The 20,346-nt window shown below is 71.9% G+C and carries 23 protein-coding genes and 1 pseudogene; 8 read left to right on the forward strand and 16 right to left on the reverse strand.

The features are described 5' to 3' along the window. Positions 1–130: 130 nt before the first annotated feature. The 3 genes from J7F03_RS28290 to J7F03_RS28300 form a co-directional block, all read right to left on the reverse strand. Entirely contained in the window at positions 131–1,603 is a 1,473-nt protein-coding gene (locus tag J7F03_RS28290) for a GNAT family N-acetyltransferase (RefSeq protein ID WP_214954393.1), read from the reverse strand. Between the two features lie 1,230 nt (positions 1,604–2,833). Continuing rightward, entirely contained in the window at positions 2,834–3,838 is a 1,005-nt protein-coding gene (locus J7F03_RS28295; RefSeq protein WP_214954395.1) for an HNH endonuclease signature motif containing protein, read from the reverse strand. A gap of 100 nt (positions 3,839–3,938) precedes the next feature. Continuing rightward, positions 3,939–4,505, reverse strand: a complete 567-nt coding sequence (locus J7F03_RS28300; protein WP_214954397.1) for a Uma2 family endonuclease — start codon at positions 4,503–4,505, stop codon at positions 3,939–3,941. Between the two features lie 84 nt (positions 4,506–4,589). On the opposite strand from J7F03_RS28300, the gene J7F03_RS28305 reads away from it, so the two are divergent. Continuing rightward, positions 4,590–4,766 carry a hypothetical protein gene (locus J7F03_RS28305; RefSeq protein ID WP_214954399.1) on the forward strand — a complete coding sequence of 59 codons (177 nt, stop codon included), beginning with the start codon at positions 4,590–4,592 and terminating at the stop codon, positions 4,764–4,766. A gap of 45 nt (positions 4,767–4,811) precedes the next feature. Here J7F03_RS28305 and J7F03_RS28310 read toward each other — a convergent pair. Beyond that, positions 4,812–5,207: pseudogene (locus tag J7F03_RS28310) on the reverse strand (PhoD-like phosphatase N-terminal domain-containing protein); the annotation flags it as partial. 195 nt (positions 5,208–5,402) lie between these two features. Beyond that, the gene (locus J7F03_RS28315) at positions 5,403–6,242 is read right to left on the reverse strand and encodes an alpha/beta fold hydrolase (protein ID WP_214954400.1); all 840 of its coding nucleotides are present in this window, start codon (positions 6,240–6,242) and stop codon (positions 5,403–5,405) included. Positions 6,243–6,541: 299 nt separating this feature from the next. On the opposite strand from J7F03_RS28315, the gene J7F03_RS28320 reads away from it, so the two are divergent. Beyond that, positions 6,542–7,300, forward strand: coding sequence for a GntR family transcriptional regulator (locus tag J7F03_RS28320; protein ID WP_214954401.1), 759 nt, complete (start codon positions 6,542–6,544; stop codon positions 7,298–7,300). A 1,116-nt stretch (positions 7,301–8,416) separates the two neighbouring features. Here J7F03_RS28320 and J7F03_RS28325 read toward each other — a convergent pair. The 3 genes from J7F03_RS28325 to J7F03_RS28335 all read right to left on the reverse strand — a co-directional run bounded on the left by J7F03_RS28325 (position 8,417) and on the right by J7F03_RS28335 (position 11,525). Then, positions 8,417–9,574 (reverse strand): ROK family transcriptional regulator, encoded by a 1,158-nt coding sequence (locus J7F03_RS28325; RefSeq protein WP_214954402.1) that lies wholly within the window; start codon positions 9,572–9,574, stop codon positions 8,417–8,419. 120 nt (positions 9,575–9,694) lie between these two features. Further along, complete coding sequence (locus J7F03_RS28330; protein WP_214954403.1) at positions 9,695–10,345, reverse strand: response regulator transcription factor; 651 nt, start codon at positions 10,343–10,345, stop codon at positions 9,695–9,697. A 4-nt stretch (positions 10,346–10,349) separates the two neighbouring features. Then, positions 10,350–11,525: a sensor histidine kinase gene (locus J7F03_RS28335; RefSeq protein WP_214954404.1), complete on the reverse strand. Its 1,176-nt coding sequence runs from the start codon at positions 11,523–11,525 to the stop codon at positions 10,350–10,352. 108 nt (positions 11,526–11,633) lie between these two features. Here J7F03_RS28335 and J7F03_RS28340 point away from each other — a divergent pair, with 108 nt between their 5' ends. Beyond that, a complete protein-coding gene (locus tag J7F03_RS28340; RefSeq protein WP_214954406.1) occupies positions 11,634–12,545 on the forward strand; it encodes an ABC transporter ATP-binding protein in 912 nt (303 codons plus the stop codon). Between the two features lie 24 nt (positions 12,546–12,569). Further along, positions 12,570–13,319 (forward strand): ABC transporter permease, encoded by a 750-nt coding sequence (locus J7F03_RS28345; RefSeq protein WP_214954408.1) that lies wholly within the window; start codon positions 12,570–12,572, stop codon positions 13,317–13,319. Between the two features lie 99 nt (positions 13,320–13,418). Here the strand turns inward: J7F03_RS28345 and J7F03_RS28350 are convergent, their stop codons facing one another. From J7F03_RS28350 to purB, 3 genes are all read right to left on the reverse strand, one after another. Continuing rightward, a complete protein-coding gene (locus tag J7F03_RS28350; protein WP_214954410.1) occupies positions 13,419–14,069 on the reverse strand; it encodes an HAD family phosphatase in 651 nt (216 codons plus the stop codon). A gap of 73 nt (positions 14,070–14,142) precedes the next feature. Next, positions 14,143–14,691: a G/U mismatch-specific DNA glycosylase gene (mug, locus tag J7F03_RS28355; protein ID WP_214954638.1), complete on the reverse strand. Its 549-nt coding sequence runs from the start codon at positions 14,689–14,691 to the stop codon at positions 14,143–14,145. Continuing rightward, positions 14,688–16,121 (reverse strand): adenylosuccinate lyase, encoded by a 1,434-nt coding sequence (purB, locus tag J7F03_RS28360; protein ID WP_214954412.1) that lies wholly within the window; start codon positions 16,119–16,121, stop codon positions 14,688–14,690. Before purB ends, mug begins: the two co-directional genes overlap by 4 nt. Positions 16,122–16,319: 198 nt before the next feature. Between purB and J7F03_RS28365 the strand changes: the two genes are divergently transcribed. The 4 genes from J7F03_RS28365 to J7F03_RS28380 are packed head-to-tail and all read left to right on the forward strand — an operon-like array spanning position 16,320 to position 17,444. Continuing rightward, positions 16,320–16,595 (forward strand): hypothetical protein, encoded by a 276-nt coding sequence (locus J7F03_RS28365; RefSeq protein ID WP_214954415.1) that lies wholly within the window; start codon positions 16,320–16,322, stop codon positions 16,593–16,595. After that, complete coding sequence (locus tag J7F03_RS28370; protein ID WP_214954417.1) at positions 16,592–16,810, forward strand: hypothetical protein; 219 nt, start codon at positions 16,592–16,594, stop codon at positions 16,808–16,810. Before J7F03_RS28365 ends, J7F03_RS28370 begins: the two co-directional genes overlap by 4 nt. Beyond that, complete coding sequence (locus J7F03_RS28375) at positions 16,807–17,172, forward strand: hypothetical protein (RefSeq protein WP_214954420.1); 366 nt, start codon at positions 16,807–16,809, stop codon at positions 17,170–17,172. Before J7F03_RS28370 ends, J7F03_RS28375 begins: the two co-directional genes overlap by 4 nt. Continuing rightward, a complete protein-coding gene (locus J7F03_RS28380) occupies positions 17,169–17,444 on the forward strand; it encodes a hypothetical protein (RefSeq protein ID WP_214954422.1) in 276 nt (91 codons plus the stop codon). Before J7F03_RS28375 ends, J7F03_RS28380 begins: the two co-directional genes overlap by 4 nt. A 338-nt stretch (positions 17,445–17,782) precedes the next feature. Here J7F03_RS28380 and J7F03_RS41415 read toward each other — a convergent pair whose 3' ends face one another. The 5 genes from J7F03_RS41415 to J7F03_RS28405 form a co-directional block, all read right to left on the reverse strand. After that, positions 17,783–18,193, reverse strand: coding sequence for a hypothetical protein (locus tag J7F03_RS41415; protein WP_251072624.1), 411 nt, complete (start codon positions 18,191–18,193; stop codon positions 17,783–17,785). A gap of 87 nt (positions 18,194–18,280) precedes the next feature. Continuing rightward, the gene (locus J7F03_RS28390; RefSeq protein ID WP_214954424.1) at positions 18,281–19,123 is read right to left on the reverse strand and encodes a helix-turn-helix transcriptional regulator; all 843 of its coding nucleotides are present in this window, start codon (positions 19,121–19,123) and stop codon (positions 18,281–18,283) included. Continuing rightward, positions 19,120–19,656 (reverse strand): DUF6879 family protein, encoded by a 537-nt coding sequence (locus tag J7F03_RS28395; protein ID WP_214954426.1) that lies wholly within the window; start codon positions 19,654–19,656, stop codon positions 19,120–19,122. Before J7F03_RS28395 ends, J7F03_RS28390 begins: the two co-directional genes overlap by 4 nt. A gap of 2 nt (positions 19,657–19,658) precedes the next feature. Then, a complete protein-coding gene (locus J7F03_RS28400; protein ID WP_214954428.1) occupies positions 19,659–19,862 on the reverse strand; it encodes a hypothetical protein in 204 nt (67 codons plus the stop codon). Between the two features lie 125 nt (positions 19,863–19,987). After that, positions 19,988–20,338, reverse strand: coding sequence for a hypothetical protein (locus J7F03_RS28405; protein ID WP_214954430.1), 351 nt, complete (start codon positions 20,336–20,338; stop codon positions 19,988–19,990). Positions 20,339–20,346: the final 8 nt, after the last annotated feature.

Genomic DNA, 20,346 nt, shown 5'->3' on the forward strand with positions numbered 1-20,346 from the left:
ACCGCGCCGGTTGCGGTTCGCGGCCGGCGGGTCCTGCACCCGCCGGCCGCGCACCTGCTGCTACGAGGGCTCTCGACGCTGCCCGTACCGGCCCGGGCGGCCTCCACGAGCGTGGAGGCGGACCTGGAGCTCAGTGCTGGGTACGGGGCTGGGTACGGGGCTGCGTGCTCGGCAGACCGTGTGTCTCGCGCGGGAGGTCGTACGGAAGCCGGGAGCTGACCGGGGTCGCGTCCAGCCTGGCCGTGATCACCAAGGTGCCCTCCTCGATCTGATAGTCGAGGGGGAGGCCGAGACCGCGCATCGCGGCGACCATGCCGGTGTTCGAGGCCTGGGTGACGGCGTACACGCTGTCGCACCCGGCCTCGACGGCCATGCCGATCAGCCGGCCCAGCAGCTCGGTGCCGATGCCGCGGCGCTGCCAGTCGTCCTCGATGAGCAGCGCCACCTCGGTCTCGTCGCCGTCCCAGAGCAGGTGGCCCAGGGCGACGAGCTTGCCGGACGCGGTGGTCGCGGCGAGGGTGCGCCCGAAGCGCGGGCTCAGCAGGTGGCCGAGGTAGCGGTCGGCGTCGGCGACGGGGCCGTGGTAGCGCAGGCCGAGCGTGCGCTCCGAGCAGCGGTCGTGCATCGCGCGGGCGGCGGCCTTGTCCGAGCCGTCGGCGCGGCGGACCGTGATCTCGTTGCCCTCGGGCAGGGTCAGTACGTCCTGGCTGCGCGGCACGCGCGGTCCGAGCCGGGCGTCGAGCTCGACGAGCGCGCGGGCCCGGGCGAACTCGGTCGGGGTGAAGGGCAGGTAGGGCCGCTCGATGGTGATCGCACCGCCGGACGGGTCGCGCAGCCGCATGGCCGTGGCCTCCAGGACCCCCTCGACCGGAGCGTCGGCGCCGGCGTTGGGCCGGCCGGAGAGGGTGGTCGCCGGGATCGAGTGGATGGTGCAGCGGCCGAGCAGCTGGCGCAGCGCGAGCGGCAGCTCGGCGGCGTCCAGTGCGGTGCGGGTGGCCAGGCCCAGGACGCGGGTCGGGGTGTCGACGAGGTCGTGGGCATCGGCCCGCTCGATCCAGGTGCTGTGGCCGCCGGCGTCGGCGATGGCCCGGGCGAGGTCGCCGGAGGGCAGCTGCTGCGGGGCGCGCAGCAGGAACTCGTCCACCGTGCCGCCCTCGGGGAGCGGGTGCGTCTGGAGGGTCAGGATGTCGACGCTGCTGCGGGCGAGGGCCGTGCAGATCGCGGCGAGGCTGCCGGGCTGGTCGCGCACGGTGGTCCGCATCCGCCACAGGGAGGTGGTGAGCGCGGTGTCGGCGGGCGCGGCCTCGGAGTGCGCGGTGGCCCCGGCGTCGGGCCGCGCCGCGCCCGGATGGGCGGGCGCGGCGTCCGCGGGAGGCGGCGCATGGCTGTGGCGCCGTGCCCACCAGGTGTGGAACGCCGCCGTGACCAGGAGAGCGACGGCCGAGGCGACGAGCAGGACCGGGCCGCGCGGACCGTGCACGACGAGGTTCGCGATGCCGTCGGCCACGGCGACGGCGCAGAAGAGGGCGGCGAGTTCGACGACGTCCCGGCGCCAGTGGTGGCGGTGGGAACGCTGGGCAGGGGCAGAAATACGCTCAGTCATGCAGACCACTGTGACGCAGGGGTGTTGCGTGATCACGAACGATCTGTGACCGACTGGTTAAGGATCGATCTGGCCGATTTCGCGCCGTTTTCCGGCTGATTTCAGATGGCCGGGGTGGGGGGCGTGGTCGTGGCCGGGGCCGGGGGCATGGGCATGGGCGAGGCGGGGGGCGTGGGCGGTTTCGGGATCATCCGCTACTGCCCCACCCGTCCGGGCCGGAGCGTCCGCGTGAGGAGGACGCCCCCGCCCTGGGCGCCGCAGCCGCACGGTGAGCTCCCCGCCGTCTCCGTCGATCTCCACCTCGCCGTAGTACGGCGGGTTCTCGGACGGCGACATGCTGGCGAAGGGCGCGGACTGGCCGAGTGGGGCGCCGGGATCGCCCTGGGCGACGGCCTCCAAGACCAAGCGCATCGCAGCGGTCCGGGAGACCGCAACACACTGCCGAGCCTACGACGCGAGCACCGGCAACATGATCCCGGCCACCGTCGAAGAGTCATTCGAGGCGTGGGCGGCCCGGGGACGGGCCACGCTCATAGAGCAGGTCCCGGGTGAGCGCTGGATGGTCCACGTCCACCAGAACCGGTTTTCCCTCCTGAACGTAGAGGCCCCCGAGGCCGTCGCCGAGGAGATCCCCACACCGCCGGCGAAAGCTGCGGCGGGGGTCGGGCCTGGACGCCACACGCCACACGCCACACGCCACACGCCGGGACACCGTCACCCCGCCCATCGCTCCGACCCGCTTGTATCTCGCTTATGTCGACCGTCGGTTCGGGCCGCTGCGGGTGCTCCCGGACGTTGAGGGCGCCACGATCACCCCGCGTGCGCAGCGCGGTTGGCGGGATGTCGTGATCGATGGGGACGGCGAGGGCGAGGGCGAGCGGTACGCGCTCACGTGGTCCCCGCAGATCGTGACCGAGGCCGGGGGCGGCGACCGCTGGTGTGTGCGGGGCGGCCCCGGCTTCATCCGGCTCGTGCGCTCCACCACCGACCAGGCGTCGATTGGCCCCTCTTCGGTGGTTCTATCGGGTTTATGGTCAACACGATCGGGTGCGCCGATGTCGAGGTCGTCGCCGACACCGCCGGCTTCTCCCAGGAGGTTCGCGCGGCGATCGAACGCGCCCCGGACAGGCTTGATGTCGAGCTGCGCCCGAGTGCTCAGAGGTTCCGGGCGAGAGTGCGGGAGCTGCTGCGGGCCCTGTCGGTAAACGTCGGCCTGAGCGCCGCCTGCACTCACCTCTCCCAGGAAGCCGTATGCCGCTCCCGCGCCACCACCGCGAGCGCCTCCCGCAGCTCCTGTGCACCGCGGCCGCGCGTCTTGAGGGCATGGCAGTTGGGACACAGCGCGATCATGTTGACCGGGAAGTCTTCACCGTCGTGCTGGAGATCGTGGACGTGGTCCACGTCGAGGATCGCCTCACCGGTCTCAGTGACCCCGCGAAACCCCGGACTTGTGCACCGAGGGTTCTCGCACCGGCCTTCGCTGCGCAGCATCACCAGCTCCCGCGCACGGTCGGAACGCTGCCTGCGGGTGCTGCTGACGCGCGTGGTGGCGGCGGCCCGGCCCGCCAGGTGCACCAGTTCGTCCACGCCCGCCCGGTAGGAGTTCACCCGGGAGCCGGATCCGGTGCTGTCGGGGGTGCCGCCGGCGTGCCCCGTCGCTGCACGGTGTTGTCCGTCGACGGCGACGATCAGGCTGGTGCGGGCCGCCGCTGTACGGTGTTCGCCGTCGACGGCAACGATCAGACCGGTGCGGGGTTCCGGAGGCTGGGCCTGCTGGGGGATGTCTCCGACCGCTGCGTTCTCGGTGCGTTCCTGGATGAACTGCTGCATCCGCTCGATGCCTTGGACGGTCCACTTCCGTACGGCGGCGCTGTACGCCCTCCTGGTGGAGGGGCCGGTGGTGTTCGCCAGAGACAGCACCAGTTCTCGGGGATTCCACCCCAGCATGCCGTTCAAGCCCTGCATGGTGTCTCCGGGCCGTGCCGCCTCGAATGCGGCTCGCCCGGCGGGGGAGTCGTCAAAGGACATGAATATGACCGGCTGCCCCCAATAGGTGGTGATCTTGTCGTGCGGGTCATGTGGGAGGGGCACCCCCTCCACCTTGCTGCTGCCGACCGTCAGGCGCAGTTGCCCGAAGGGGTAGCTACGGATGACGGTTCCTCCCGGGTTGTCGATCACACCGAGGGGATTGACGGCTCGCAGGAAGGCGAGGCGTACGGATGCCGTGGGGGCCATGTCGGTTTTCCTTTTCCGGTACGTCGCGGGCGAGTGGGCACAGCAGCGCCCCGCCGGTCGCGTGGTGCCCGGCGGGGCGCTGGCGTTCTCCGTCGGCCGGTTAGAGGCCGGTGGTGTCGATCTCGATGTTGAACGGCTCCGGGAGCCTGATGGGCTCGCCGAACGGGTGGGGTCCGTCTGAGGTGGCGTAGCCCTCGTGGACGGGCTCGGAGGAGAGGGTCCACGTGCCGTCGATGCGGTCTACGAGGAGGTAGAGCGGTACGCCGAACTGCCCGTAGCGGCGGCGCTTCTTGACCCGGTCGTCAGCCGCGTTGGACTCCGAGGTCACCTCGACTACCAGGAGCGCCTCATCCACCGTGAGGGACTTGGCGCCCTTGGCGATGGCCTGCGGGATGATCGCGATGTCGGGCAGGTACCAGTTCTCGGTACCCGGGAGGTCGAGGTTCCCCGACCCCTTGATGCATTTCAGCTCTCGGGCCCTGCGGGCGAGGCCGTCGCGGATCAGGTCCACGGTGTTCTCATGATCCCAGGTGGGAGCCATGATCTCGAATTCCCCCTCGATGAGCTGCGCGCGCACGCCGCTCTCGTTGAGTCGCTGGACGGCAAACTTGAGCGATGCCTCCCGGTCGACGGGGAGGTACTCGCGGTGCCGGTGCTGAGCGGACATCGTGGGTGCTCCCAAGGGGTCTACGCGGCGGGTACCGGTCGGGGGAATGTATGCCTGCCGGGGACGGGGCGTGGGTCCGCCGGCATGTTGATGATCGCGGTGATCGCGGTGTTGATCGCGGTGATCGCCGCGGCGAGGAGGCGGTGGACCCAGGGCGGTACCGGCCTGCCGGCGCAGTTGAATACGGCGGTCGGGGGCGGGTCGAAGCTGTGCAAGGTGGGGTTCCTCTCGTCCACCGCCCACGGTACCCGGCGCCTGTGACAGCGGCTTCGGATCCGGGGCGGTGGAGTGTTACGCGGCGAGGTTGTCGGCGGCGGCGGTGAGGACGAGCCGGTAGTGGACCTGCCGGCCGGGCGGGAGTCCGCGCAGCGTGGTGGTTCCGGTGAAGTCGGTGCCGGGACCGAGCAGCGGGCCGCGGTGGCGGCGGACGGCGTAGCGGAACGACTCGCTCGGGGAGGTCTCGACGTACATCCGCGCGGGGTGGTCGGAGCGCGTCCAGGCGGTGGCCGAGTGGGTGGTGATCTCGCCGGACTGGACGCCCCAGAGGGCGTTCGGGCGGCCCGAGCGCACGAAGGCGGGGGCCGCCGCCGCGTGAGCCGGCGCGCTGAAGGCGCCGGAGAGGGTGGTGGACAGGGAGGGGCCCACCGGAACGGCGAGGGATCCGCCGAGCAGGGAGCGCCGGGTGTGCGGCAAGGGTGCCATCGGTGCGTCACCAGAGGCCGGCGGGGACGGGCCGGACCAGTGCGCGGCCGTACACCGGCCGCACACCGGTCCGTCCACGTCGCGCACGCGAACCGTGCGTGAACACTGATGGGTACCGGTGGTCACCGGTACCGGTCCGTCAACTGGTCAACTGGTCAATGGGTCACTGGGGCAACGGCTCACTGGGTCAACAGGTCACTGGGCGCGGCGGATTGTGTCCAGGATGACCCGCGCGACCAGCGCCGGGTCGTCGTGCATCGGGACGTGACCGCAGCCGGGGAGCCGGACCAGGCGTGCGCCGGGGATGGTGCGCTTGGCGCGTATGCCCTGGCGGCGCAGGAGCAGCCGGTCGCGGCTGCCCCAGGCGATGGTGACCGGCAGGCCGGGCAGATCGTCGGTGAACCGCACGGAACCGCCCGCGGCCAGGGTCTCCTCGAATCCGGTGGCGTCGCGCAGGGCCAGGGTCTCGGCGACCACGGCATCGGGGGAACGGCGGCCCGGGCGCGCGTAGATGGTGCTGGTCAGCGCCGTGCGACCGGCGGCGCTGCGCGAGAGCCGCTCCACGGCCGAGCGGGGCAGCGCGGTGGCGCCGGCGCGCATCGCGCGGAGCGCGGCGAAGGCGTAGCGGCGCTCGCCTTCCGTCCAGAAGCCGGCCGGGGACAGGGCGGTGACCGAGCGGACCATCCGGGCGCGGCCCATCTCGAGCGCGAGCAGCCCGCCGAGGGAGTTGCCGGCGACGTGAGGGCGCTCGACACCGAGCGCGGCACAGAGCGCGCCGAGCGCCGGGGCGACGGTGCCGAGATCGTACGGAACCCCGTGCGGCAGGGGCTCCGAGGCCCCGAAGCCGGGCAGGTCGACGGCGATCACGTCGTAAGCGGCGGCCAGGACGTCGGTCACCGGGTGCCAGGCCTGGAGGTGGTGGCCGATGCCGTGGAGGAGGAGGAGGGGCTCGCCCGCGCCCTTGCGCTCGTAGGCGGCGGTGGTGGTGCGGGGGCCCAGCGGCGAATCGATCGTGAAGGAGACCGTGGCGGTCATGCTGCTCCTCGTCGGTGTCGGGCGGCGCGTGTGAGACAGGTTGTCAGGAGTGTCTCCCGCCATCATTACCGTCCGGTAGCCCCCGACGTCGGGACTTCGCCTTTTCCTGCCCCTCGCGAACATCCCGTGAACGGCTTGCCGCATATGCCCGATCTGCCCGACAAAGGGGCGAGGATTGGTCTTGACCAAGGGGGTGCGCCGTCCTATCGTCGCAGGGATAGTGCAGGAACCTTTAATAAACAAAGGCGCGGAACTGCCGCTGGAACACGGCGATTGCAGCGATTGCAGGAGGAGTCAGGGTGGGGACCACGCAGCTCGAATCGGTGCCGGAACCGAAGTACTGGCACCTCAAGACCGTCCTCAGCGAGGCGCTCGACCAGGACTTCGCGGTGGGCGAGATCCTGCCCAACGAGCGTGACCTCGCCGCCCGCTTCGGCGTTGCCCGGGCGACCCTGCGCCAGGCCCTGGAGCAGCTGGAGCTCGAAGGCCGCCTGCAGCGCCGCCGTGGAGTCGGCACCACCGTCGCCCCGCCCCGCGTGGGCGTCTCCGTCGGCAACGCGCAGCACAGCTGGCCCGGCGAGAGCGTCGACGGCTGGGAGCCCGTGGACGCGGTGGAGGCCGCGCCGGCCGCCGCCGTCCTGAAGCTGCTGGGCACCGCCGCCGGCGAGATGGTCCTCGCCGTGCGCCGGACCCGTGTCGAGCAGGGGCAGGTCGTCGCCGCCGAGATGCTGTACGTTCCGGCCTCCTCGGTGCCCGGCCTCTCCGCGATCGACGCCCCGGCCGGCCCGGCGCGCGCCCGCGCCGTCATGCGCGAGCTGCAGCGGCTCCCCCTCGACGGGCAGGACCGCTCGGTGGAGCTCGGCTCCGCCCGCGCCGACGACGCGAAGGAACTGGACCGCCTGCCCGGCGCCCCGGTCCTCCTGGTCACCACCCGCTACTTCACGGCGGAGGGCACGGCGGCCGTCTCGGTGGCCACCTACCGCGCGGACACCTGCCGCCTCACCTTCGGCGACTCGGGCGACGTTCAGATAACCCACGACGCCCGCGTGGCATCCTGACCGGCTGACCGGCTGACCGGCTGACCGGCTGACCGGCTGACCGGCTGACCGGCTGACCGGCTGACCGGCTGACCGGCTGACCGGCTGACCGGCGACCCCGGCCCGCCGCGACGGCGGCCCGCTCGGCGGTGGCCGGTCCGATGGTGGCTCCGCTTGGCGGTTGGCCGGTCCGATGGTGGCCCACTTGGCGGCCACGGACCCCCGCCCGCCGCTACGGCGGCCCGCCGGGCGGTGTCCGGTCCGGCGGTGGCCGGTCCGATGGAGGCCCGCCTGGCGGCTGCTGAACTCTGCCCGCCGCGACGGCGGCCCGCCGGGACGGTGGCCTGTCTCGTGGCGGCCCGCCTGGCAGCCACTGACCCCGGCCCGCCGCGGCGGTAGCCCGCCGGACGGTGGCCGGTCCGATGGTGGCCGGCCTGGTGGCGGCCGGTTCCCCGCCTGAGCCGAGAGCCGACGCGGCGCGCTCGGGTACGGGCATGCGCGCAGTCCCGGCCCGCCGCGGTCTGGCCGTTCCTTCCGGACGAAGTCCGGCCGAGGCCCGGTCGTCGAACGTCCAGGCCCTGTCCCCTCAGAGCTCCGGATCTCCGCTCGACGCGCCGCCGACTGCTGCGGGAGCTCACGAACGGACGCCGCACTCCCTTCTGCGGGAGCGGACGAGCAGGCCGCCGCCGTCGGCTGCGGGGAGCGGGCGAACTCGGGTCGCACTCGTCCTGCGCGGGAGGGAAGGGCCGACGCCGCATGCATGTCCTCCGCCGGGGCCCGCGATTCGACGTCACGCTCGCCCCGCCCCAGGTCGGCCCCCCCCAGGCTGGACCCCGCCCCCAGGCCGACCCGCTCCCGTCCCTGCTTGGCCCCGCCCCCTTGCTTGTCGCCGGCCCGGCGCAGGCCGCGCAGTGGGCCCGTGCCGAGCCAGAGAAGCAGGGGTTGAACCGGGGCCGGAGGGGGCGCGCCGGGCCGATGTCAGCTGAGGGCGGCGAGGGCCGCCGGGGCGGTAGGGGGCACCCCCGGGGGACCCGGGCCCATGCCAGGGCCGCGGCCTGAGCAGCGGGCCGCGCCGCAATCCGTGACGCCCCGCAGGGGATCCGCACTCGCCGGGACTCCGAACCACCCCGCAGGGAATCAGCGGCGGCGCGCCGTGACGGTCTTCTCCACGGCGAACAGCTCTTCCTCCACGTGGTCCAGCGCCAACCTCAGCGCTCCCGTGGCCACCGCCGCCTCGCCCAGCAGGGACAGCGCCACGCGCGGCGGGCGCAGACAGTACCGCTCCAGTTCACGGCGCAGGGGGTCCAGCACGCCGTCCATCCCCGCCGCCCAGCCGCCCACCACGACCAGCTCCGGATCCATCGCCAGGACCAGCGCCGCCACGTCGTGGACCAACCGCTGGATGAACCTCTCCACCGCGGCCACCGCCCGTTCGTCTCCGCGCTTGGCCATCGCGAAGACCTCGGCCACCGCCCGCTCGTCCAGGGGGTGCAGCGGTTCACCGGTCGTCGACAGCAGCCTCTCGGGCGTGACCTCGCGCCCCAGCAGGTGCAGCGCGCCGATCTCACCGGCCGCCCCGCCGAAGCCGCGGTGCAGGCGGCCGCTGATCAGAGAGCCCGCGCCGGGGCTGAGTCCAGCCATCACGAAGACCATGTCGTCGGTGTCCGTCGCCGCGCCCTTCCAGTGCTCGGCGACCGCCGCGGCGTTGGCGTCGTTCTCCACCTGGACGGGACAGCGGAAGGAGCGTCGCAGCCGTTCGCCGAGGGGCAGTCCGGTCCAGCCGGGCAGGGCCGTACCGAGACGGACGGTGCCGTCCGCCTCGACGATGCCGGGGCTGCCCACGCCGACCGCCCGCAGGGAGTCCCTGGGTACGCCGGCCTTGCGCAGCAGGTCGGCCACCGCGCTGCGGACCCGGTCCAGCCGTTCGTCGGCGGACGCCGTCTCGGCGACCTCCTTGGTGCCGGCGCCGATGACCCGCCCGTCCAGGCCGGACAGCAGCACCGCGATCCGGTGCGAGCCGATCTCCACACCGAGCAAATGCCCCGCTTCCGCGCGGAACCGGAACCGTCTCGCGGGCCGGCCCTGGCGCCGAGCGCCTTCCTCCGCGCCGGCCTCGACGACGAGCCCCGTGCCGATGAGCCCCTCGACGACGCCCTCGACGGTCGGCCGGGAAAGCCCGGTCACCCGAGTGAGGTCGGTGAGGGTCGGCGATTCGGCCGCGCGCAGTGCGCGCAGCACGACGGCGGAGTTGATCCGCCGGAGCAGAGAGGGGTCCCCGCCGGTCAGCTGCCCCAACGTGATTCCTCCCAGCTAGCGAGCTTGTCAGCCGGATCGTACTGCGGACCCGGTGCAACGGCGAGAAGCAGCCCCCCATCGGCCGGAATCCGCCCTTCCTCCCGTGCGGCTTCTCGGGACTCAGGCGGGGGCGACGAACCCCGACTCGTAAGCGGTGATCACGGCCTGGGTCCGGTCCCGTGCGCCCAGCTTCGCCAGGATCGCGCTCACGTGGGATTTCACCGTCTCCGTACCGACGATCAGCTCGCGCGCGATCTCGATGTTGGTCAGGCCCTTCGCCATCAGCCGCAGGACGGCCTCCTCGCGCTCGGTCAGGGCAGCCCGCTCCAGTGCCTTGCGTGCCTTCCGGTTCCCGTACTCGGCCGCGAGCGCCCGTACCGCCGCGGGGAACAGCAGCGTCTCTCCCTCCGCCACCAGCCGAACCGCGTGCACGATCTCCGACGGGCGGGCCCGCTTCAGGAGGAACCCGTCCGCGCCGGCCCGCAGTGCCTGGTAGACGTACTCGTCGTTCTCGAAGGTCGTGACCACGAGGATCTTCGGCGGCGAGTCCACGCTCCGCAGGACCGCCTTGGTCGCCTCGATCCCGTCGAGCAGCGGCATCCGCACGTCCATCGCCACGACATCCGGGCGCAGTTGCCGCACGAGGGGGACCACCGAGGCGCCGTCGGCGGCCTCGCCGACCACCTCGATGTCGGGCTGGGCGTCCAGGACGGCGCGCAAACCCGCGCGCACCAGTGGTTCGTCGTCGACGAGCAGTACGGTAACCGGCATCCGGTCAGCGTATTCGCTTCAGCGGCAGCCGCGCGCGTACCCTCCAACCCCCCTTGTGCAGTCCGGTCTCGACATCCCCGCCGAGCAGTGCGGCCCGCTCCCGCATGCCCCGCAGCCCGCTGCCGCTGCCGGCCATCACGGTGGGCCGGTCCGGCAGCGGATTCGTCACCTCCAGGTCCAGCCGGTCGGCGACCATGCCGATCCGGACCCGCACCGGCACGGGGCCGCAGTGCCGCAGCACGTTGGTGAGCGCCTCCTGGAGGATCCGGTACCCCTCCTGGGCGACCGGGCCCGGCAACTGTTCGAGGGGTCCGATCAGTTCCGCGTCGACGCTGGCGCCGGAGGCCCGCGCCGATTCGAGGAGCCGGTCCGCCTCCGCCAGCGTCGGCCGCTGGGACGGCCGCTGACCGGACTCCCGCAGGACGAGCAGGACCCGCTCCAGGTCCTCCAGCGCGGCCCGGCCCGTCTCCTCGATCGCGTTCAGCGCGCGGTCGGTGAACTCCGGGTCACCCGCCGCCCGGGCGGCTCCTGCCTGGACGACCGCAACGGTCAGCGCGTGGCCGATCGAATCGTGCAACTCCCGTGCGATGCGGGTGCGCTCCAGCAGCTGTTCGGTACGCGTCTCCAGGGCGGTGAGCCGCTCCGCCGCCGAAGGGCCCAGCAGCCGGCGGGCGATGACGGTGACCAGCTCGCCGAGCAGGACCACGACGACGAGCAGCACCACCAGGGGCACCGGAGCCAGCAGCCACGCCGCCCAGGGCGAGGGAGCGAAGGGCATGACGTTGTCCTTCGTGACCGTCCCGCCGAGCGCGGTGATGACGAGCTCGACCGTCAAGACGGGCAGCCACACGCTTGCGAACATGGTGGCCAGCGCGAGCACGAGCCGTATCTCCAGCCACAGCAGCGTCCGCCAGCGGTCTCCCCACCGCTTGGACGCGACCGTGCTGAAGCTTCCGCCCTCGGTGTCCTGGTCGTGGGGCGCCAGCAGGAACTGGGCCTGGAGCCCTTCGGCCAGCCGCATCCAGGGCAGCAGCCCCAGCGGTATGACGAGGAGCAGCGGCATCCACGGAGCCTCCGGCCCTATGAACATCCACACGGCCAGCATGAGCATGGGCACGCACAGGTGCACCCAGCGTGAGTAGGTCACGGGTCGAAGAGCGGCGCGGAACAGTCGGTACATCCCCTCATCGTGGCAGGCCACGGCAGCGTGGCGTCTCCCCCACGTGGGGGAGAGGGAACCCTCGCTTGGGGGAGGAAGAGGGGTGGGGCCGGCAGCGAACCTTGAGGCATGAACAGCATCGAGATCCGAGAACTGACCAAGGAGTTCGGCCGTACCCGGGCCGTGGACCACCTCACCTTCGATGTCATGCCCGGCCGCGTCACCGGTTTCCTCGGGCCCAACGGCGCCGGGAAGTCCACCACGATGCGGCTGCTGCTGGGGCTGGACCGGATCACCTCCGGGACCGCCACCATCGGTGGCCGGCGGTTCACCGAACTTCCCGACCCCCTCCACCAGGTGGGCGCCCTGCTCGACGCGCAGTCGGCGCACGGTGGCCGTACGGCCAGGGACCACCTGTGCTTCCTCGCGGCGGCCAACCGCATCCCGATGAGCCGCGTGGAAGCGGTCCTGGAGCAGGCGGGGATAGCCGCGGCGGCCAAGCGGCGGATCAAGACCTTCTCACTGGGCATGCGTCAGCGCCTCGGCATAGCGGCCGCGCTGCTCGCGGACCCCGGTGTGCTGCTCCTGGACGAGCCGACCAACGGGCTCGACCCCGAGGGCATCATCTGGATCCGCGAGCTCATGCGCGCCCTGGCCGCCGAGGGGCGTACGGTCCTCGTCTCAAGCCACCTGATGACCGAAACCGCCGCCCTCGCCGACCACCTCGTCGTACTCGGGCAGGGCAGGCTGCTGGCCGACACCTCGATGGAGGACTTCATCGACGCCCGCAGCAGCCCGAGGGTGAGGCTGCGCACGACCGACCCGATCCGGCTCCGCTCGGCCCTCGTCCGGGACGGACTCGAGCTGGTCACCGCCGAGGGCGGGCGGTGGACCGTGGAGGGCATACAAGCCGAGCAGCTCGGTGCCATGGCTGCCCGCGAAGGCATCCCGATGCTGGAACTGGTCGACGAGCGGGCCTCGCTGGAGCAGGCCTACCTCGATCTGACCGCCGAACACGCCCAGTTCGCCGCCACCCGCTGACGCACCCTACAAGGAGGCTTCCTCATGAGCACCGCTCTGCCCACCGTCCCCGTCCTGCACTCGGAATGGATCAAGATACGGTCCCTGCGCGGCACCTTCGGTGCGCTGATAGCCCTGTTCGTCGCCACCGCGGGAATCCAGACGCTGACGGCCGCGCTGATCGGCGAGGCGGAGGCCGGCAGCATGGGGGACGATCCGCTCCTCGCGGCCTTCTACGGAGTCAACTTCGGCCAGATAGCCGCCTTCGCATTCGGCGCGACGGCGCTGTCCTCCGAATTCCACAACGGAGCCCTGCGCACGTCGTTGACCGCGGTGCCCAGCCGCGCGCGGTTCTACCTGTCGAAGATGGCCGTGGTGGGTGGACTCGTCTTCCTGGCCGGCCAGCTCGCCGGCCTGGCCACCTTCATCGGCGGGCAGGCGTTCATGGGCGCTTACGCGCTGGAGCTGGGGAGCCTGGGTACCTACCGTGCGATCTTCGGATGCGGGCTGTACCTCACGCTGATGGCCCTGCTGGCCGCGGGGCTGACCGCTGTGCTGCGCAGTGCGACGGCAGTCCTGAGCCTGCTCATACCCCTCGTTCTGATGGTGTCGTTCGTGCTCGGCGCTGCCTCCGAGGGCGTCGCCCGGTTCCTGCCCGACCGCGCGGGTCAGATGATCATGCGGATGGAGTCGGCGGACGGCCTCGGTCCGTGGACCGGTATCGGGGTCCTGGCCCTGTGGGCACTGGTCGCGGTGGCCGGCGGATGGCTGGCGGTGCGGCGCCGGGACGCCTGACGCCGAGCCCGCCGCCGCGGGCTCCCGGATCGCCCGAGCGGCAGCGCCGTCCGGGACCGCCTGAAGTGCGTACGGCCGGCCGCGGCGGGCGAGCGGTGGTCACTGCTCGGCGATGAGGGCGGGGAGTTCGCGCATGTGGTGGAAGACGGTGGTGCCCGGACCTTCGAGCTGGTCGGCGCGGGTGAGCCCGCCGGCGTAGCCGAAGGCCCGCATACCGGCGGCCCGGGCCGCCTGGACGCCGGGCCTGCTGTCCTCGACGACCACACAAGCGGCGGGGTCGACGCCCATCCGCCGGGCGGCGTGCAGGAACAGGTCCGGGGCCGGCTTTCCGCGGGAGACCTCGGTGGCGCTGTGGATGCGGCCCTCGAACCGCTCGTAGAGGCCGGTGCGGCCGAGGGTGTGGCGCATCTTCTCGTGCGAGCCGCTGGAGGCGACACAAGTGGGCAGGCCGATCGCGTCGAGCGCCTCGGGCAGCCCCTCGACGGGGGACAATCCGGCGTCCACGGCCTCCCGGTGGAGCTCTTCGAACCGCCGCGACCAGTGGGCGGCCGTCTCCTGGCCGAGCCGGACGGCGATCTGTTCGCGGATGGAGGCATGGGAGCGGCCGATGAAGCGGTCGACGACCTCCTCCTCGGTCAGCGGCCAGCCGAGTTCCGCTCCCAGGGTGACCTGGACACGGGCGGCGATCCGTTCGCTGTCGACCAGCACCCCGTCGCAGTCGAATATCACGAGTTCAATCGGCTTGATCATCCAGGGAGCATAGAAGGCTCCATGATCACGCGGCGACGGTCACCCGCGCCCGCCGGGGATCAGGGGACAGCCCTTAGCTCGGCCCGGTGCATTCGGCGGCCGCGCGGAGGCGGGCGTATTCGTGGGACATGGATTCGGCGGTCCAGTGGGCGTTGAGGCCGCTGGGGTTGGGCAGTGCCCAGATACGAGTGGCACCGATGGTGCGGTCCTGGGGGCCGATCCGGGCCTTCCGCTCGCCGAAGGCGGTGCGGTAGGCCGTGACTCCTACCACGGCCAGCCATTGGGGGCGTAGGAGTTCGACCTTGGCGGTCAGGATGCGGCCGCCCTCGCGGAACTCCTCGGCGCTCAGCTCGTCGGCGCGGGCGGTGGCCCGGGCCACGACGTTGGTGATGCCGAGCCGGTAGGTCAGCAACTCCTCCTGCTCCGCCGGGGCCAGGCGGCGAGAGGTGAAACCGGACAGGTGCAGGACCGGCCAGAAGCGGTTGCCGGGGCGGGCGAAGTGGTGGCCCGTCGCGGCGGAGAGGAGACCCGGGTTGATGCCGCAGAAGAGGACACGAAGACCGCCCGCGACCACGTCCGGGAGGACGCGGTCGCGGGCGGCGTTCAGCTCGTCGGGAGTCAGAGGATCGACCCCGGGGTGTAGCCCGCGGCCTCCGGGTGCTCCTTGGTGATCGCTTCGATGCGCGAGACCACCACGGCGACCTGGTCGCCCGCGGCGCCGGTGAAGGACAGCTTGTCGGCCATCAGGGCGTCGAGCTGGGCCCGGTCCAGCGGCATCCGCTCGTCGGCGGCCAGCTTGTCGAGCAGCTCGTTGCGCTCGGCGCCCTGCTCGCGCATGGCGAGGGCGGAGGCCACCGCGTGCTCCTTGATGACCTCGTGGGCGGCCTCGCGGCCCACCCCGGCCCGCACGGCGCCCATGAGGACCTTCGTGGTGGCCAGGAAGGGGAGGTAGCGGTCCAGCTCGCGGGCCACGACGGCCGGGAAGGCGCCGAACTCGTCGAGGACCGTCAGGAACGTCTCCATCAGGCCGTCGAGCGCGAAGAACGCGTCGGGCAGGGCGACCCGGCGGACCACGGAGCAGGAGACGTCGCCCTCGTTCCACTGGTCGCCGGCCAGCTCGCCGGTCATCGACGCGTAGCCGCGCAGGATGACCATCAGGCCGTTCACGCGCTCGCAGGAGCGGGTGTTCATCTTGTGCGGCATCGCGGAGGAGCCGACCTGACCGGGCTTGAAGCCCTCGGTGACCAGTTCGTGGCCGGCCATCAGGCGGATCGTCTTGGCGATCGACGACGGGGCGGCGGCCAGCTGCACCAGGGCGGTGACCACGTCGTAGTCGAGCGAGCGCGGGTAGACCTGGCCGACGGAGGTGAAGGCCTGGCCGAAGCCGAGGTGGGCGGCGATCCGCTGCTCGAGGTCGGCGAGCTTCGAGGTGTCGCCGCCCAGCAGGTCGAGCATGTCCTGCGAGGTGCCGACGGGGCCCTTGATGCCGCGCAGCGGGTAGCGGCCCAGCAGGTCTTCCAGGCGCCCGTAGGCGACGAGCAGCTCGTCGGCGGCCGTGGCGAAGCGCTTGCCCAGGGTCGTCGCCTGCGCGGCGACGTTGTGGGAGCGGCCGGCCATGACCAGCTCGGCGTGCTCGCCGGCCAGCTTGCCCAGGCGGGCGAGGACGGCGACCGTGCGGTCGCGGGCCAGTTCCAGCGAGAGCCGGATCTGGAGCTGCTCGACGTTCTCGGTGAGGTCGCGGGAGGTCATGCCCTTGTGGACGTGCTCGTGGCCGGCGAGGGCGTTGAACTCCTCGATGCGGGCCTTCACGTCGTGCCGGGTGACCTTCTCGCGCTCCGAGATGGAAGCGAGGTCGACGGTCTCCAGGACGCGTTCGTAGTCGGCGAGGGCCTCGTCCGGGACCTCGATACCGAGGTCCTTCTGAGCGCGGAGCACGGCGAGCCACAGCCGCCGCTCCAGCGTCACCTTGTACTCGGGGGACCACAGGACGGCGAGCTCCGCGGAGGCGTAGCGGCCGGCCAGGACATTGGGGATGCGGGGCTTGGCAGTCACGTGGAGGGAGCATACCGGCTATCCGTGCTGGTCCCGAAGCGTCCACTACGTCCATGAGCTGCCTGATCAGAGGTACGCGATCCACCCCCACGCTCACCGTCTGTGAGACGTGTGTGAGACGGGGCGGCCCCGGGACGGTGACGCAAACACCGACCCAGGGCCTTGATCCGAATCCTTCTGATCAAGGAGTCCAGACCCATGCATGACCGTACCGCCCTGCCCGACGCGGACACCCGCGTCCTGCTCCAGCAGATCGCCGCACGACTCCTCGCCGAGCGCCCCGCGCACCCGATGCGCGAGGGCACCCGCACCGCGCTCGCCCTGACCTTCGCCACCCGCCGGCACGGCCACGGCACCGACCGGGCCGCCCGGGCTGAGGAACTCCTCCTCGCCTTCGCGCCGGCCGTCGAGGCCGGGCTGACCCGCCAGCAGTACGCGCAGCAGCTCCACGACGCCGCGGGCGGTGCCCGATGACGACGACCGACTACAGCCCCCTGGGCGACCCGGAGGACGACGGTGGCCGGTGGGTTCCCCCGCTGGACTTCGCCCTCGACCGGGCCCGCGACACCCTCGCCCAGCAGCAGGCCGCGAACATCTACGACAACCGGGCCATGCTCGGCGCCGCCGTGCACCTGGAGATCGCCCTCCACGACCTGCTCGCCGCGCTCGACAAGAAGGCCGGCCAGTGACCGGGGCCCGCACGGTCACCGTGCACACCCTCGACCACGGCCCGGTCACCGTGCCCGAGCCCGTGTGGTGCACCGGGCACCCGGACAACCTGCCGGTGGAGTACCGAGACGACGTCCACCACACCGGGCCCGAGCACATCGTTGACTACGACGCGCAGGCCGTCCTGTCCGCCGAGCTCGTCGCGTTCCCGTTCGGCCGCCACCCGGTGCCGCCGAGCGTCTACGTGGAGATCCTCGTCCCGGCGGCCACGCTGGACCTGGCCGCCCTCGACGGGCTCGCCGTGATCCTGACCGAGCAGGCGGCCGAGCTCCGTCGCCTGGCGGTCCGCCTGGCCGCGCTCCGTGCGGGAGGTGCGTGGTGAGCACCCCTCCGAAGGCCGGGAAGAGCCTGTCCGTCCGGATCGACGGGACTCTGTCCGACGACCTCGCCACGATCATGCGGACCGGTATGACGGCGTCGGACGCGGTCCGCTACGCAGTCGCGTTCCTCGCGCACGGGTACTCCTGGGTGTGGGAGTCCGGGCTCTACCCGGACGGCGTTCCACCTCGGTGTATGGCGTTCCGGGTGCCCTCGTATGACGGGCCCGCGGTCGCGTCCGACGGACGTATGACAGGCCCTCCACACGCCGGGTAGCAGCCGGTGGTGCTCGCTGCGTTCTTCGCTGTCGCGGCGGGTGGTTCAAGCCGTTCTGCGGCCACGGGCCCCGAGGTTCTGCAACAAAGTGCACAAGGCCCCCGCGGCGTGGATTTACGAACACGTCGCGGGGGCCTCGCGTTGTCTCGGCCGGTCCGCCCCGCGCCGCCGCGGTGACGGACAGGCCGAGAGTCATCCGATGCCGCGATGGCAACTGGGCTTGTGAACCGTCGCACCGCCCTCCGGGCCGCCAAGAGGTAGCGGCTTCTCACCACAGTTCGGGCACCCTCGAGGCGGGCCGGTCCAGCGGCCGGATGGGTACGTCGGTGACGTCGTGGTCATTCCTCGTCCTCCGGATTCGGACAGGACCACACCTCGACGTCGAGGACGTGCACGCCCTGCCGGCCGCGGATGGTGCCGCGCGAGACTGCGCCGGTGGTGAGCAGGCGGCCGCAGGCGACACAGGCCCGGCCGAGGTGCTGACCGTGCGAGAGCTCAGACACCGACGCGGGGAGGGGCCGCCGATGGCACGGTACGGCAGCGGCCTCCATGGCTTCTGCCAGCGTGCAGCGGGGGGTCAGGTCGCGCTGCTCGCGGCACGGAGCGCACGCGTACAGCAGGACGGGCGGGCCGGAGTCCGTTCTCCCGAACTGAATCGGAAGGGCGGTCTCTGAAGGGCCCATGTGCCAGTGGCACCACTGGACCGGGCTGGGGATGGTGGCGCTCGCGGCGCTCGCTTCTGTCGCCATGACCAGCACGTTAGGAAGCCAGCTGCAGCCCCGTCCTGGCGGTTGCGCCGGATTGCGCGAGCCTGCGGGCGGGTTGGCGCCGGTTGCTCACACGGGCGCGATCAGGTGCCTCGCGCGGGCGATGAGGCGGTGAGCCTGGGGCCCGTACGCAGCTGCCTCATTGAGGCCATCCCACACCCGCCCGTACAGGGCGAGGTCATCAGGCGAGTCGAAGGACAGCTCAGTGTTGATCGTCTCGACGATGACGCGCTCCTCGTCGAAGATCCAAAAGCCGTGCTTCGGGGTCAGTTCCAAGGGAGCGCCGAGGGGGACGATGCCAAGCTCGACCGTGCTCATGCCGATCAGCCCGACGAGGCGGTCGAGTTGGCCGGCCATGACCGTGCGCGGGCACACGAGCGCGTGGAGAGCGCCCTCCCACACCAGGACCCGGAAGAGCCTGCCCGCCTCGTACAGCACCTCTTGGCGGCGCATGCGGGCGGCAACTGCGGCCTCGGTGTCGCGCGGGGACTGCATCAGCAGGGCATTCTTCGCGAACAGGTGCCGGGCGTAGTCAGGGGTCTGGAACAGGCCCGGGATCACGGTGGCTTCGTAGCCGCGCATCGTCGCGGTTTGCTGGTACTCGACGACGTACCGGTCCTGTACGGGCCGGTTGCCCGCGGCGAGCTGGCGACGCCATGAGCGCTGCTGCGATTCGAGGCCCCGCAGGCGGCTCGTGAGGTCTCCAGCCTGCTCGGGCATTCCGGCCGCGGCTGCCCATGCGGCGAGGTCGTCGGCGGTGGCGGTCTGCTTGCCGTTCTCCAGCCGGGACACCTTCGAGCGTTGCCAGCCGAGGAGGGCGGCGAAGTCTTTGCCGTTCGCGCCGGCCTCGGCGCGCAGCTCCCGAAGGCGCGCGCCGAGGGCCACCCTGGCGCTCTGAAAGTCCGTGCTCACACGGACGAACGTACCTGCGCCCACGCCTCGGCAGTAGGGGCAGCGAGGGGCCAGGCCCGGTCTCGGGCCCGGCATGCGGCGAGCACTTCCGCCGGGTCGTCGATGACCTCCACTCCCGTTGTGACGTCCTGCTCGTCGATGTGCAGGCGCACCAGGGTGCGGGAGTCGAACAGCCACAGGTCGTAGTCGGGCAGCTCCAGCCGCACGGCCTCGGACCGAGCCAGTACCCGGATGTCCTCCCCTGCGGCTTCGTTGGCGGCGGCGGCCGCCATGAGGAACCGCTGTCCGTCGGTCGGTGGCTCGTCGATGATCCGGACGCGGGAGAACCGTGCGCCCTGCTCGACCTTCTCCCGGACGTTGACGTTCCAGGGGTGCTCGGGCTGCGGGTCGGGCTCGACGCCGCGCATGAACGCCTGGAATCGGGCGCCGGCTCGGTCGGTGGCGTAGCCCCGGCGGGTCTCCAGCCGGAACGCGGTGTGCTGGAACTCGGCGAACAGATGGGCGATGTCCTCGAAGGGCACCAGGCCGGGCACGGTCACTCCTTCGGGGCGAAGCGGGTGAGCAGGTCGCGCGGGATGACGACGAACGTCTCGTGCTCGCCGACGTCGCGCAGCTGCGCGAGGTGCTCGGGGTCGGTCAGGACGTCGCCCTGGACGACGATGTCGCCGGTCTCGACGACCTCGTACAGGGTGGGGCAGTTCCCGTACTCGGACGTGGTGCCGATGAACCGCAGAGTCATGGCGGGGCTCCGTTCAGGCTGAGTGGGAGACCAGCATGCGACGAACGGCACCGCTGCGGGGGCCGGTTGCGCGAGATTGTGCGCCCGACCGCCGAGACGCTTCTTTGCGCGCAACGCGGCACGGTTCAGGAGCGCAGCGTGATTCGGGCGGCCTCGGCTCCGTGGGCCCTCTCGTCGTCCGTCAGCGGCCGTACGGCGGTCGTTCCGACCCAGTAGCTACCCCCGTCGGCGCCGCCGCGCTCGTTCCACTGCCAGGCCTCCACGCCGCCCTGTATCGATGCGAAGCCGATCAGGGCCAGGGCGTCGTAGCGGGACAGCAGCGGAAGCGGAGCGGCGGTCACCGGCCAGCTTATGAGGACATCGGACATCGTGCCGTCCGTGTCGACGATGTGGAGGGTCCACGCTCCGTTGGGGTTGTCCGTGGTGCTGCACACCACAGCTGCGGTGTACGGGGTGCCGTCGTGCTTGATCTCCATCGGGGTCT

The organism is Streptomyces sp. ISL-43 (assembly GCF_018614195.1).
Taxonomy (GTDB): domain Bacteria; phylum Actinomycetota; class Actinomycetes; order Streptomycetales; family Streptomycetaceae; genus Streptomyces.